Source organism: Citrobacter sp. CK180 (assembly GCF_030333655.1).
Lineage (GTDB): Bacteria > Pseudomonadota > Gammaproteobacteria > Enterobacterales > Enterobacteriaceae > Citrobacter_B > Citrobacter_B koseri.
The window spans coordinates 163,577-177,298 of sequence record NZ_JAOWFM010000055.1; the positions used below are offsets into that span (position 1 = coordinate 163,577).

Below are 13,722 nucleotides of genomic sequence, written 5' to 3' on the forward strand. Positions count from 1 at the left end.
AGGCAGACGGAATAAGGCGAATAAACCGCGCAGCGGCGATTTTCCTTGCCGGAGAGCCAGGGTTGCAAGGGAGGCGGCGGCGAGCCTCCCTTGCACGTTCACAGGTGACGAGGCTCCAGATAAATGCTGAACCTAAAGTGAACGGAACAATATTTCAGAGTGAAATAATCTCCTCATAGAAAACATCCGCTACCATATGATTTTCGTATACCTTCCCCCTTTGACCGCCCAACTATTGATCCAGAACACGTCAAAAGTATGATGAATCTTTAGAATCGTCATACTCATTTAGTCGTACCTCTTTTTAATCGGGGCCACCATTTTGTCCAGACTACGCCGCACACTTTTTGCGCTGCTGGCCTGTGCGTCATTCCTCGCGCATGCCGCCGCACCTGACGAGATCACCACCGCATGGCCGGTAAACGTAGGGCCGCTAAACCCGCACCTTTATACGCCTAACCAGATGTTCGCCCAGAGCATGGTGTATGAACCGCTGGTGAAGTATCAGGCGGATGGTTCAGTAAAACCCTGGCTGGCAAAAAGCTGGACCCACTCGGCAGATGGCAAAACCTGGGTGTTTACGCTGCGCAATGACGTAACCTTCTCTAACGGCGAAGCATTTAACGCCCAGGCCGCAGCAGAGAACTTCCGCGCGGTGCTTGATAACCGCCAGCGCCATGCCTGGCTGGAGCTGACAAACCAAATCACCGACGTCAAAGCGCTGAGTAAAACCGAACTGCAAATCACCCTGAAAAGCGCCTATTATCCTTTCCTGCAAGAACTCGCCCTGCCGCGCCCTTTCCGCTTTATCGCCCCGTCCCAGTTTAAAAATAACGAAACGATGAACGGCATTAAAGCGCCTGTCGGAACCGGGCCGTGGGTTCTGAAAGCGTCGAAGCTCAACCAGTACGACGTGCTGGTACGCAATGACCACTACTGGGGCGAGAAACCCGCGATCCGCCAGATAACGATTAAAGTGATCCCGGACCCAACGACCCGCGCGGTAGCCTTTGAGACCGGCGATATTGACCTGCTGTATGGCAATGAAGGACTGCTGCCGCTCGATACCTTCGCCCGTTTCAGCCAGACGCCGGAATACCGTACCCAGCTTTCCGCGCCGGTTGAGACCGTCATGCTGGCGCTGAACTCCGCCAAAGCGCCAACCAACGAGCTGGCGGTGCGTGAAGCGCTGAACTATGCGGTAAATAAAAAATCGCTGATCGATAATGCCCTGTACGGCACCCAGCAGATCGCCGATACGCTGTTTGCCCCCTCCGTACCTTACGCCGACATTGGCCTGAAACCACGCCAGTACGATCCCCAACAGGCTAACGCGCTGCTGGAAAAAGCGGGCTGGACATTGCCCGCCGGGAAAACCATTCGTGAAAAAGCCGGTCAGCCGCTGCACGTTGAGCTGGCCTATATCGGCACCGACGCGCTGAGCAAATCGATGGCGGAAATCATCCAGGCCGATATGCGCAAAGTGGGCGTCGATGTGTCGCTGGTAGGCGAGGAAGAGAGCAGTATTTATGCCCGTATGCGCGATGGCCGTTTCGGGATGATTTTCTCCCGCACCTGGGGCGCGCCGTACGATCCGCATGCGTTTATGAGCTCGATGCGCGTACCGTCCCACGCCGATTATCAGGCGCAGCTTGGGCTGCCGGACAAAGCGCAAATTGATAAAGAAATTGGCGAGGTGCTCACCACCACCGATGAGGCGCAGCGTAAGTCTCTGTATCGCGACATCCTGACGCGTCTGCATAACGATGCGGTGTATCTGCCCATCAGCTATATGTCGATGATGGTGGTGGCGAAACCCGAGCTGGGGAAAATTCCTTATGCGCCCATCACCTCCGAGATCCCATTTGAACAAATCAACCCGGTGAAACCCTGATGCTGCGTTATATTGTGCGGCGCATTTTGCTGCTGATCCCGATGATTTTCGCCGCGTCGGTGATTATCTTTTTGATGCTGCGCATGGGCACCGGCGACCCGGCGCTCGACTATCTGCGGCTCTCTAACTTACCGCCAACGCCAGAGATGGTCGCCTCCACGCGGGTTATGCTGGGGTTGGATCAACCGCTGGTCGTACAGTACGGCTCCTGGCTGTGGAAAGCGCTGCATCTGGATTTTGGCATCTCTTTCGCCACTCAGCGCCCGGTGCTGGAGGACGTACTGAACTTTCTGCCCGCCACGCTACAGCTGGCGGGCGCGGCGCTGGTGCTGATCCTGCTCACGTCTGTACCGCTGGGGATCTGGGCGGCGCGCCATCGTGACCGTCTGCCGGACTTCATCGTGCGGCTGATCGCGTTTCTCGGCGTATCAATGCCCAACTTCTGGCTCGCCTTCCTGCTGGTGATGTTCTTCTCGGTGTATTTAAAGTGGCTACCGGCAATGGGCTACGGCGGCTGGCAGCACATCATTCTGCCTGCGGTGTCGATTGCGTTTATGTCGCTGGCGATTAACGCCCGCCTGCTGCGCGCCAGCATGCTGGAAGTCGCCGGTCAGCGCCACGTCACATGGGCGCGTCTGCGCGGCCTGAACGCGAACCAAACCGAGCGCCGCCATATTCTGCGTAACGCGTCGCTACCCATGATTACCGCCGTCGGGATGCACATTGGCGAACTGATTGGCGGCACGATGATTATCGAAAACATCTTCGCCTGGCCGGGCGTCGGGCGCTATGCGGTGTCAGCCATTTTTAACCGCGACTACCCGGTCATTCAGTGCTTTACGCTCATTATGGTGGTGGTTTTCGTGGTCTGTAACCTGATTGTTGACCTGCTGAACGCCGCGCTGGACCCGCGCATTCGTCGCCATGAAGGAGCGCATTCGTGAATTTTTTTCTCTCTGCACGCTGGCCGGTGCGCCTGGCGCTCCTCATTATCGCTTTGCTGGCGATCATCGCGCTCACCAGCCAGTGGTGGTTGCCGTACGATCCGCAGGCGATTGATTTACCGTCACGTTTACTGTCGCCGGACAGCCAGCACTGGCTGGGCACCGACCATCTGGGGCGCGATATTTTCTCCCGCCTGCTGGCGGCAACCCGCGTCTCGCTCGGTTCCGTAATCGCCTGTTTGTTGCTGGTGTTAGCGCTGGGGCTGATCGTCGGCGGCAGCGCCGGACTGATGGGCGGTCGCGTCGATCAGTTCACCATGCGCGTCGCGGATATCTTTATGACGTTCCCGACCTCCATCCTCTCTTTTTTCCTCGTGGGCGTGTTGGGGACGGGGTTGACCAACGTCATCATCGCAATCGCCCTGTCGCACTGGGCCTGGTATGCGCGGATGGTGCGCAGCCTGGTGATCTCCCTGCGCCAGCGTGAATTTGTGCTCGCCTCGCGCCTTTCCGGCGCCGGGCATGTGCGCGTGTTTATCGACCACCTGGCCGGGGCGGTGATCCCCTCCCTGCTCGTGCTGGCGACGCTGGATATCGGCCATATGATGCTGCACGTCGCCGGGATGTCATTCCTCGGCCTCGGCGTCACTGCGCCAACGCCGGAATGGGGCGTAATGATTAACGATGCGCGCCAGTATATCTGGACTCAGCCGCTACAGATGTTCTGGCCGGGACTGGCGCTGTTTATCAGCGTGATGGCCTTTAACATGGTGGGTGACGCCCTGCGCGATCACCTCGACCCTCATCTGGTGACGGAGCATGCCCACTGATGCCACAACAAATTGAATTACAAAACATTGTGTTGCAAGCAGACAGACCGTTGGTGCACGGCGTGTCGTTAGCGCTCAGGCGTGGGCGCGTACTGGCGCTGGTAGGCGGCAGCGGCAGCGGTAAATCGCTGACCTGCGCGGCGGCGCTGGGCATCCTGCCCGCAGGCGTGCGTCAGACAGCGGGCGCCATTCTGGCCGATGGTCAGCCGATTTCCCCCTGCAAGCTGCGTGGAATTAAGGTCGCGACCATCATGCAGAACCCGCGCAGCGCCTTTAATCCGCTGCACACGATGGCGGCCCACGCAAAAGAAACCTGCCTGGCGGCAGGTAAACCGGCGGATGACGCCACGCTTATCGCGGCACTGGAGGCGGTAGGTCTGGAAAATGCCGCGCGGGTACTGAAGCTTTACCCGTTCGAGATGAGCGGCGGCATGCTGCAACGCATGATGATTGCGATGGCGCTGCTGTGCGACGCGCCGTTCATCATCGCGGACGAACCAACAACCGACCTGGACGTGGTCGCCCAGGCACGAATCCTCGATCTCCTGGAAAGCATTATGCGCAGCCGCGCGCCCGGTATGCTGCTGGTCACTCATGATATGGGCGTCGTCGCGCGACTGGCGGACGATGTGGCAGTAATGGACAACGGCAAGATCGTAGAACTGGGTGACGTTGAAACGTTATTCCGCACCCCACAGCATAGCGTGACGCGTAATCTGGTTTCGGCGCATCTCGCGCTGTACGGTATGGAGTTAGCCTCATGACGTTACTGACGGTAAGCGGTATTTCCCATCAATACGCGCACGCTAACCTCAGCGGCAAACATCAGCATCACACGGTGCTGAAAGAGGTGTCATTAAGCCTGAAAAGCGGCGAAACCGTGGCGTTATTGGGGCGTAGCGGCTGCGGGAAAAGCACGCTTGCCCGCCTGCTGGTCGGGCTGGAATCGCCGACGCAGGGCCGCGTCTGCTGGCAGAACGAGCCGCTCTCCACGCTTAACCGGGCCAGACAAAAAGCGTTTCGCCGTGATATCCAGATGGTGTTTCAGGACTCAATCAGCGCGGTAAACCCGCGTAAAACCGTACGCGAGATCCTGCGTGAACCGATGCGCCATTTGCTGTCGCTTTCCAGAGCCGAGCAAATCGCGCGCGCCAGCGAGATGCTGCGGGCGGTGGATCTGGACGACACGCTTCTGGATAAACGTCCGCCACAGCTGAGCGGCGGGCAATTACAGCGCGTCTGCCTGGCGCGGGCGCTGGCGGTCGAACCCAAATTACTGATTCTGGATGAAGCGGTCTCCAACCTCGATCTGGTATTGCAGGCGGGCGTCATTCGTCTGCTCAAAAAGCTGCAACAGCAGTTCGGCACCGCCTGTCTGTTTATCACCCACGATTTACGTCTGGTGGAACGTTTTTGCCACCGGGTAATGGTGATGGATGAAGGGCAGATTGTTGAGACGCGAACCGTAGGTGACACATTAACCTTTTCCTCTGACGCCGGGCGTGTGTTACAAAATGCGGTACTTCCCGCATTTCCCGTGCGCCGTCGCGCGACAGAAAAGGTTTAATTCAGATGCAACGTGTCACTATTACTCTCGATGACGATTTACTCGAAACGCTGGATAGCCTGAGCCAGCGCCGGGGCTACAACAACCGCTCCGAAGCGATTCGTGACATTCTGCGCGGTGCGCTGGCGCAGGAGGCCACGCAGGAGCACGGCACCCAGGGCTTCGCGGTGCTCTCGTATGTTTATGAGCATGAGAAACGCGATTTAGCCAGCCGCATCGTTTCCACTCAGCATCATCACCATGATTTGTCGGTGGCGACGCTGCATGTACACATTAATCACGACGACTGTCTGGAGATCGCCGTACTGAAAGGCGATATGGGCGACGTTCAGCATTTTGCCGATGACGTCATCGCCCAGCGCGGCGTGCGCCACGGTCATTTGCAGTGTTTGCCGAAGGAAGAGTGATTGCCTGTTTCGTTGCCGGGGGCGCTTCGCTTGCCCGGCCTACGTCCGTTTCCGTTGGTAGTTCGTAGGCCGGATAAGGCGTAGCCGCCATCCGGCAATAATGTTTACGCCATCGTGCCAATCGTCTTTCTGAAACGCAGTAGCGCTATCAGGAAGAAAGCGCTGCCGATCGCCAGCAGCGTCAGAAACTGCGGCCAGACGATGCCAAACCCGGCGCCGCGATAAAGTATCGCCTGCGCGAGGCTGACAAAGTGAGTGGTCGGCATCGTCAGCATGATGTCCTGCACCATCTGCGGCATACTTTCACGCGGCGTGGAACCGCCGGAGAGCATCTGCAACGGCAGCAGCACCAGAATCATCAGCAGCCCCAGTTGCGGCATCGAACGCGCCAGGGTGCCCATAAAAATGCCGATAGACGTGGTGGCGAACAGGCTTAACGCGACACCCAGCATAAACAGCGGAATGGAGCCCTCAATCGGCACGCCGAGTGCCCCCTTTACCATCAGCATCAGCGACAGCCCGGAAACCACCAGCACCACCAGCCCCATCGACCAGACCTTCGCCATCATGATCTCAAACGGGGTGATCGGCATCACCAGCAGGTGTTCAATCGTCCCGTGCTCCCGCTCGCGGATTAGCGCCGAGCCGGTCAGCACAATCGCCAGCATGGTGATGTTATTAATAATCGCCATTACGCCGCCGAACCATGCCGGGTCCAGATTCGGGTTGAAGCGCATCCGGGTTTCCAGCGAGACCAGCGGCTCGCTATTGTCGCGATAACGCGCCACAAAGCTGTTCACCTCGCCGCTGATGATGTTCTGGATATAGCTGTTGCCGGTAAACGCCTGACTCATGCGCGTCGCATCGACGTTCACCTGAATATCCGGCTGCCGCCCCGCCAGCACATCCCGTTGGAAATTGGGCGGAATATTGACGGCAAAGGTGTAACGTCCGTCATCCAGTCCGGCGTCCATCTCATCGGCGGTGATCATCTCCGGCGGTAGGAACCACGGGCGATAGAAGCTGTTCACAATGCGATTCGACAGCTGAGACTGGTCCATATCGGCAATCGCGATTGGCGCAAGGTGCAGCGAGCCCGGCAGAACGGTGGCGGAGGAGTACACCGAAATCGTGAAGGCAAAGACAATCAGCGTCAGCATTGCCTTATCCCCCAGCAGGCTGCGTAACTCTTTGATGCCGAGGTTATAAATATTGCGTAATCGGCGCATCACCCCTCCTGTTTTTTCAGCAGCAATACGCTCAGGCCAATCACCAGCGGAATGGCGATCGCCAACGGCACGAACAGCGGCCAGAGATCCATCAGATCCAGCGCTTTCGAGAACGTACCGCGCGCGATCGTCAGAAAATGGCTGGTCGGGTAGATCTCGCCGATCCATCTCCCCGGCCCTTCCAGCGACGCCACCGGGTCGATCATCCCGGAGAACTGGGTCGCCGGGATCAGCGTAATGATCGAGGTACCGAAAATTGCGGCGATCTGGCTTTTCATAAACGTCGAAATCAGCAGCCCCATTCCGGTGGCGATGGTGACGTAGAGCAGCGCCGCCAGGGTGAGCGTCAGGAAGCTGCCCTTATGCGGCACGCCAAAAACGAACACCGACAGCGCGCAGAGCAACAGGAAGTTCAGCATCCCCAGCGCGATGTACGGCAACTGTTTACCGAGTAAAAATTCGCTGCGGGTGGTCGGCGTCACATACAAGTTGATAATCGATCCCAGCTCTTTTTCACGCACCACGCTCAGGGCGCTGAGCATCGACGGGATCATCATCAACAGCAGCGGAATCACCGCCGGCACAATCGCTGGCAGGCTTTTCACATCCGGGTTGTAGCGATAGCGCGTTTCAATGGTCATCAGCCCGCCCTGGCTGCTGGCATTCGGCTGACGGCTCGCCACATCCTGTAGCCAGCTCTGGTGCATCGCCTGTACGTATCCCCTCACCGTTTCCGCGCGACTGGGCATTGCGCCATCCACCCACACGCCAATCTGCACCGGCGTGCCGCGGGCGATATCCCGTCCAAAATTGGGCGGAAGTTCTATCGCGACCGCCACCTCGCCCGAGCGCATACGCCGGTCAAGATCGTCATAGCTGGTAAGCGGCGGCTGCTCGATAAAATAGCGAGACCCCGCCAGGTTCAACGACCAGGCCTGGCTGCTGACGGTCCGATCGCGATCGAGCACGGCAAAGCGCAGGTTTTCCACATCCATGCTGATACCGTAGCCCATGATCAGCATCAAAATGACCGTCCCCAGCAAGGCCAGCGTTGACCGCACCGGATCGCGGCGCAGCTCCAGCGCTTCACGGCGGCTGTAGCTGAACAGGCGTCGCAGACTAAAGCCCTGGCGCGGCGGTTTACTCGTTTTATGCGCGTCTGGCGCGTCCGTTGTCGGCAGCGGTGATACTGGCGCTGGCCCTGCGGCTTCCTGTAACCAGGAGATAAACGCCTCTTCAAGACTGGCTGCGCCCCGCCGCTCTACCAGTTCCTGCGGCGTGCCGCTGGCAAGCACCTTTCCGGCGTGCATCAGCGACATGCGGTCACAGCGTTCCGCTTCGTTCATAAAGTGGGTGGAGATAAAAATGGTCACCTTATCCTGGCGCGACAGATCCACCATCAACTGCCAGAACATATCCCTGGCGACCGGGTCCACGCCGGAGGTCGGCTCATCCAGAATCAGCATTTCCGGGCGATGGATCACCGCCACCGCCAGCGACAAACGCTGGCGAATACCGAGCGGCAGCGCCTCCGGCAGCATATCTTCGACGTCAGAGAGCATAAAACGCTCGCTCATCTGCGCTACGCGCTGCGGAATCTCTGCGTCCGGGATGTGGAACAGGCGGGCATGTAGCTCCAGGTTTTGCCGCACGGTCAGCTCGCTGTAGAGTGAAAACGCCTGCGACATGTAACCCACCCGGCGGCGGGTTTCGATATCCTTCGGGTCAACCGCTTGCCCGAACAGCCAGGCTTCCCCTTCGCTGGCAGGCAGCAGCCCGGTGAGCATTTTCATAGTGGTGGACTTGCCGCAGCCGTTCGAGCCCAGAAAACCAAAAATCTCTCCGCGCGGGATGCGGAAATTGACGTGATCGACGGCGACGAAATTGCCAAACCGCATGGTCAGATCTTTCGCCTCAATGGCGATCTCTTCCTGCGTCGCATCATAAGGCGGGATAACAACGGGTTTGTGCGCCTGGCGCTGCGCCTCTGGCAACAGGGCGATAAACGCCTGCTCCAGCGTGGCGCTGCCGGTTTTGTCCCGCAGTTCTTGCGCACTGCCCGTCGCCATCACTTCACCCGCGTTCATCGCCACCAGCCAGTCGAAACGCTCGGCTTCTTCCATATAGGCCGTGGCGACCAGCACGCTCATGTTAGTCTGGCGCTGACGAATGCTGTCGATCAACGCCCAGAACTGGGCGCGGGAAAGCGGGTCGACCCCGGTGGTAGGCTCATCAAGAATCAGCAGTTCCGGGTCATGGATCAGCGCGCAGCACAGCCCCAGTTTTTGTTTCATGCCGCCCGAGAGCTTCCCCGCCGGGCGATCGCGAAACGGCGCCAGCCCGGTGCTGTTCAGCAGATCGGTAATTCGCGCTTCACGCTCCGCTTTATCATGCCCGAAGAGACGCGCGAAGAAATCGACGTTCTCATACACCGACAGCGTATGGTAGAGGTTCTTTCCCAGCCCCTGCGGCATCCAGGCTATCCGTGGGCAGACATCGCGGCGGTGCGTCGCGTCGCGCATGTCGCCGCCCAGCACCCGCACATTGCCCTGCTCGATAACGCGCGCGCCGGAGATAAGTGATAGCAGGCTCGACTTACCGACGCCGTCCGGGCCAATCAGCCCCACCATACAGCGAGCGGGGATATCCAGCGTGATGTTGTTCAGCGCCACCGTTGCCCCGTAATGCTGACTCACGCCGTCAAGGTGCGCCACGGGAGGAATGGGAAGACGCGCCAGGTTCGTCATTGCGGCAGCCTCACCGCCAGATCGTCAGGCCAGGGACGCTGTTCATCCAGCCGTACCCATGCCATACCCGGCAAACCGGTTTTAACGTATTCCAGATGCTGCTGTAACAGCGCTGGCGGGATACGCGCCTTCACGCGGAACATCAGCTTCAGCCGTTCATCGCTGGTTTCGACGGTTTTCGGCGTGAACTGCGCGACGCTGGCGACAAAACTGATGGTGGCCGGAATGCGCAGGCTGGGCGCGGCATCCAGCACCAGGCGCGCTTCTCCGCCAATTTTCAGCAGGCCGGCCTGCTCGGTCGGCAGGAAGAAGGTCATGTAGACATCGCTGAGATCGACCATATTCAGCACCCGGCCACCCGCAGACAGCACCTCTCCCGGTTCGGCAACGCGGTACTGGACGCGGCCATCTCGCGGCGCTTTTAATTCACTGTCATCGATGTCCGCCACAATGCGTCGTTCGGTAGCCTGCGCCGCGTCTACGCGGGTCTGCGCCTGAATAATGCTGGTGCGGGCCGCTTCAATCGCCGCTTTCGTCGCAGAGACCTGGGCTTTGGCGGATTCCAGCGCGGCGCGAGCGCTTTCGGCAGCGGCGCGATCGTCATCCAGCTGTTGAGCGGAAACCGCACCACGCTGCGACAGCGAGCGGGAACGCACATGACGTTTGGAGACCGAATCCAGCTCGGCTTCACGCTGCTTCACCACCGACTGGGCGGCGCGCGTTTCGCTCTGGCGTTGCTCCAGCAGGGCGCGCGCGGCGGCAACCGCGCTTTCAGCCTCTTTGATTTGCGCGATGGCTTCCAGCCGCTGTTCCTGCAACACGCGGGTGTCCATCTTCGCCAGCACCTCGCCCTGGCGCACAAACTGCCCTTCCGACACCAGAATGGTGTCAATTCGACCGGCGATTTTGGTGGCAATATCGACTTCTGTTGCCTCAATTCTGCCGTTGCTGGCGGCAAAGCCATCCGGTACGCCAGCAGGACGTAGCATCCACCACGCTACGGCTGCTATTGCCACCAGGATGCCAACACTCCACCACACCAGATGACGCTTTATTTTGTCCATATCCGACCCGCCGTGATCCCTGTTAGCCAACAATGCGTGTCACAACACCCCCGAACACATGTTCAGCGGGATATTCCATCCGGGATAAGAAGGAAAAAAAGAAAATGGCCAGACGGCATGCAGGCGTCAGCGCGGCGCTCGCCGTAAAGGAAAGTGAATGACGGAAATGCTCGAAAAACGGGTACTAATGTTGTCATCATCAGCGTTCCTGGCCGTAAATGAAACACGCATACTCATATGTACTATCAATGAAATACTAACACCAATACCCGTGATGTCTATTCACTTCATTCTTTAATGGGTTTCGCTGGCTTTTATTGGCAGAGAGACGATGTGGTATATCAACCGTTGATAAACCATCTAAATTATAAACATTGTGAATGGTTAACATTCTCTATACTGGCGGCTCATTTTATCGATCTCGTTATGGCGAGGCTCCTGCACAAATATAAGTTACCGCCCTGCTGGTATCGAGAGAGACCACTCAGGGAAATACAGGCATCCATCGAATCAAGGTGTTGCCAAGGTAACTTCTGACGGCGTAAACACCGGACAGATACGTTGTGCAGTGCTAAAACCAGGACGTAGGGATCTGCCTGTGCTCATCCTGTCTTGTTCGCCCCTATGAGAGCTTTTTATAGGGAATTACATCAATGTCATCCATCCACGTTTGCAACGCACATCACCCGGCTCCGGCTTTTGACGGCGATGCTATCGCGCAATATATGCGTACCGATTTTATTACGCTGCCGGATCATCTCAGCGTTCATGAGGCGCGTGAATTCTTTGTGTCGCAACTCACCTCAGATGATATTCCCGGCCAGGTGTTTGTGGTTGCGGAAAAACAGCTGTGCGGGGTTTTATCCATCAAGAAACTTTTGCAGGCAAGCGACACGGCGCAATCTATCCGCGCCTTAATGGACAGTTGCCTGTTTCGCGTCAAACCCGACGACGAACGTCCACACATCATTGCCGAGCTGACCGAACGCCAGCTCGATCTGGTGCCGGTCGTCGATAAAGGCGAGCTGGTCGGCTGCCTGATGGAAAAAGAGATTGCCCATCTTCTGGAAGATGACGTCACTGAAGACGTGCAGCGCCAGGGGGCGACGCTGCCGCTGGAGAAACCGTATCTGGACATCAGCCCGTGGACGCTGTGGAAGAAACGTTCTGTGTGGCTACTGTTGCTGTTTGTGGCGGAAGCCTATACCAGTAGCGTACTGCAACATTTCGAAGAGGCGCTGGAGTCAGCGATTGCGCTGGCCTTCTTCATCCCCCTGCTGATTGGCACCGGCGGCAACAGCGGCACGCAAATAACCTCTACGCTGGTGCGCGCAATGGCACTGGGCGAAGTGCGGCTGCGCGACATGGGGCGGGTCATTCGCAAAGAGGCGTCGACCTCGCTGCTGATCGCCATAACGCTGGGCCTGGCGGGTTGTCTGCGCGCCTGGATGATGGGTATCGGCGTGGAAATCACGCTGATCGTCAGCCTGACGCTGGTATGCATTACGCTGTGGAGCGCGGTGGTGTCATCGGTGATCCCGATGGTGCTCAAGCGCATCGGCATCGACCCTGCGGTGGTCTCTGCGCCGTTTATCGCCACGCTGATCGACGGCACCGGACTGATTATCTACTTTAAAATCGCCCAGTATTTTCTTGGCCTGAACTGACAACTGCGCCCGACCGCTCTCTGGTCGGGCAAACCCGTTATCCTTCGCTCAGCGCCTGCGCGCATGCCCACGCGCTCGACCAGGCCCACTGGAAGTTATAGCCCCCCAGCCAACCGGTGACATCCATCACCTCGCCGATAAAATAAAGTCCCGGCACTTTTCGGGCCTCCATCGTGCGCGAAGAAAGTTCATCGGTGTTCACGCCGCCAAGCGTCACTTCCGCCGTGCGATAGCCTTCCGTACCATTAGGCTGTACGCGCCATTCGGTCAGCGTTTCAATCAGCGCTTGCTGCTCGCGTGCGTTCAACTGTTTCAGGGAAACATCCGGGATCTGCCCAAGCTGCTGTAAACATTCCACCAGGCGCTTCGGCAACTGCATCGCCAGCGTATTTTTCAGGCTTTGATTCGGGTGCGCGCAACGTTGTTCATTGAGGAAATCATCAGGATCGACCTCCGGCAGCAAATTGATGCTGACAAATTCGCCGGGCTGCCAGAAACTCGAAATCTGTAAAACCGCCGGGCCTGACAGCCCACGGTGGGTAAAGAGCAGATTTTCACGGAATACCGTACCGTCCTGCGCCGCGATCACCGCAGGCACCGAAACGCCGGATAACACCTGAAGCTGCTCCAGCAGCGGTTTATGCAACGTGAAGGGCACCAGCCCGGCGCGGGTCGGCAGGACATCCAGACCAAACTGTTCGGCAATTTTATAACCCAACGGCGACGCGCCCAGACCGGGCATGGAGAGACCGCCCGTGGCGATCACCACTTTTTTCGCCGCGACCGTCATGCCGTTCAGTTCCAGGGTAAACCCTTCGTCATCACGCGCAATGCTGAGCACTTCGCTGCGCAGGCGCATCGTCACGTTGCCCTTTGCGCATTCCGCCACCAGCATATCGACAATTTGCTGCGCAGAGTCGTCGCAGAACAGCTGGCCGAGCGTTTTTTCATGCCAGGCGATGCCGTGTTTGCCCACCAGATCGATAAAGTCCCACTGGGTGTAACGCGCCAGCGCCGATTTGCAGAAATGGGGGTTCTGGCTCAGATAGGCAGCAGGTTCGACATACAGATTCGTGAAGTTGCAGCGCCCGCCGCCGGACATCAGGATCTTACGCCCCGGTTTTTTACCATTATCGATGAGCAGCACGCGGCGACCCGCCTGACCGGCCTGCGCCGCACAGAACATACCCGCCGCGCCAGCGCCTATAATAACGGCATCAAACCTTTCCACTTTGCGATCCTCTCTGAAAACAGGGCGTGAATTGTAAAGATTCCTCAGTGGTCGCACCAGCGACAAAATCAATGGATATGAGTATTTAATTGAATTCTATAAGATAATTCTTTAGTGGCATGACATTAAGCAGGCGTTATAT

The 13,722-nt window shown here is 58.1% G+C and carries 11 protein-coding genes and 1 riboswitch; of the genes, 7 read left to right on the top strand and 4 right to left on the bottom strand.

The annotated features are described in order from the left end of the window. The first annotated feature begins 319 nt into the window (after positions 1 to 319). Genes nikA through nikR form a run of 6 tightly spaced genes read left to right on the top strand, consistent with a single transcriptional unit; the run spans position 320 to position 5,642 of the window. Positions 320 to 1,894 carry a nickel ABC transporter substrate-binding protein gene (gene nikA, locus OGV50_RS19670; RefSeq protein ID WP_200093193.1) on the top strand — a complete coding sequence of 525 codons (1,575 nt, stop codon included), beginning with the start codon at positions 320 to 322 and terminating at the stop codon, positions 1,892 to 1,894. Beyond that, on the top strand, positions 1,894 to 2,838 hold the full coding sequence (gene nikB, locus OGV50_RS19675; protein ID WP_200093144.1) for a nickel ABC transporter permease subunit NikB: 945 nt from the start codon (positions 1,894 to 1,896) through the stop codon (positions 2,836 to 2,838). The genes nikA and nikB overlap by 1 nt, the downstream gene beginning before the upstream one ends. After that, a complete protein-coding gene (nikC, locus tag OGV50_RS19680; protein WP_012135613.1) occupies positions 2,835 to 3,668 on the top strand; it encodes a nickel ABC transporter permease subunit NikC in 834 nt (277 codons plus the stop codon). Before nikB ends, nikC begins: the two co-directional genes overlap by 4 nt. Next, positions 3,668 to 4,432 (top strand): nickel import ATP-binding protein NikD, encoded by a 765-nt coding sequence (gene nikD / locus OGV50_RS19685; protein WP_115181015.1) that lies wholly within the window; start codon positions 3,668 to 3,670, stop codon positions 4,430 to 4,432. The genes nikC and nikD overlap by 1 nt, the downstream gene beginning before the upstream one ends. Beyond that, positions 4,429 to 5,235, top strand: a complete 807-nt coding sequence (gene nikE, locus OGV50_RS19690; RefSeq protein ID WP_130028255.1) for a nickel import ATP-binding protein NikE — start codon at positions 4,429 to 4,431, stop codon at positions 5,233 to 5,235. The genes nikD and nikE overlap by 4 nt, the downstream gene beginning before the upstream one ends. 5 nt (positions 5,236 to 5,240) lie before the next feature. Next, positions 5,241 to 5,642: a nickel-responsive transcriptional regulator NikR gene (gene nikR, locus OGV50_RS19695; protein WP_012135616.1), complete on the top strand. Its 402-nt coding sequence runs from the start codon at positions 5,241 to 5,243 to the stop codon at positions 5,640 to 5,642. Between the two features lie 104 nt (positions 5,643 to 5,746). On the opposite strand, the gene OGV50_RS19700 is transcribed toward nikR, so the two are convergent. The 3 genes from OGV50_RS19700 to OGV50_RS19710 are packed head-to-tail and all read right to left on the bottom strand — an operon-like array spanning position 5,747 to position 10,682. Continuing rightward, positions 5,747 to 6,871: an ABC transporter permease gene (locus tag OGV50_RS19700; protein ID WP_200093143.1), complete on the bottom strand. Its 1,125-nt coding sequence runs from the start codon at positions 6,869 to 6,871 to the stop codon at positions 5,747 to 5,749. Continuing rightward, positions 6,871 to 9,618: a ribosome-associated ATPase/putative transporter RbbA gene (rbbA, locus tag OGV50_RS19705; RefSeq protein ID WP_200093142.1), complete on the bottom strand. Its 2,748-nt coding sequence runs from the start codon at positions 9,616 to 9,618 to the stop codon at positions 6,871 to 6,873. The genes OGV50_RS19700 and rbbA overlap by 1 nt, the downstream gene beginning before the upstream one ends. Next, complete coding sequence (locus tag OGV50_RS19710) at positions 9,615 to 10,682, bottom strand: HlyD family secretion protein (protein ID WP_012135621.1); 1,068 nt, start codon at positions 10,680 to 10,682, stop codon at positions 9,615 to 9,617. The genes rbbA and OGV50_RS19710 overlap by 4 nt, the downstream gene beginning before the upstream one ends. Before the next feature lie 413 nt (positions 10,683 to 11,095). Continuing rightward, positions 11,096 to 11,279: riboswitch (M-box (ykoK) riboswitch) on the top strand. A gap of 56 nt (positions 11,280 to 11,335) precedes the next feature. Here OGV50_RS19710 and OGV50_RS19715 point away from each other — a divergent pair. Then, positions 11,336 to 12,349, top strand: coding sequence for a magnesium transporter (locus OGV50_RS19715; RefSeq protein ID WP_286488718.1), 1,014 nt, complete (start codon positions 11,336 to 11,338; stop codon positions 12,347 to 12,349). A 37-nt stretch (positions 12,350 to 12,386) separates the two neighbouring features. Here the strand turns inward: OGV50_RS19715 and OGV50_RS19720 are convergent, their stop codons facing one another. Continuing rightward, on the bottom strand, positions 12,387 to 13,580 hold the full coding sequence (locus OGV50_RS19720; protein WP_047460455.1) for a BaiN/RdsA family NAD(P)/FAD-dependent oxidoreductase: 1,194 nt from the start codon (positions 13,578 to 13,580) through the stop codon (positions 12,387 to 12,389). Positions 13,581 to 13,722 lie beyond the last annotated feature (142 nt).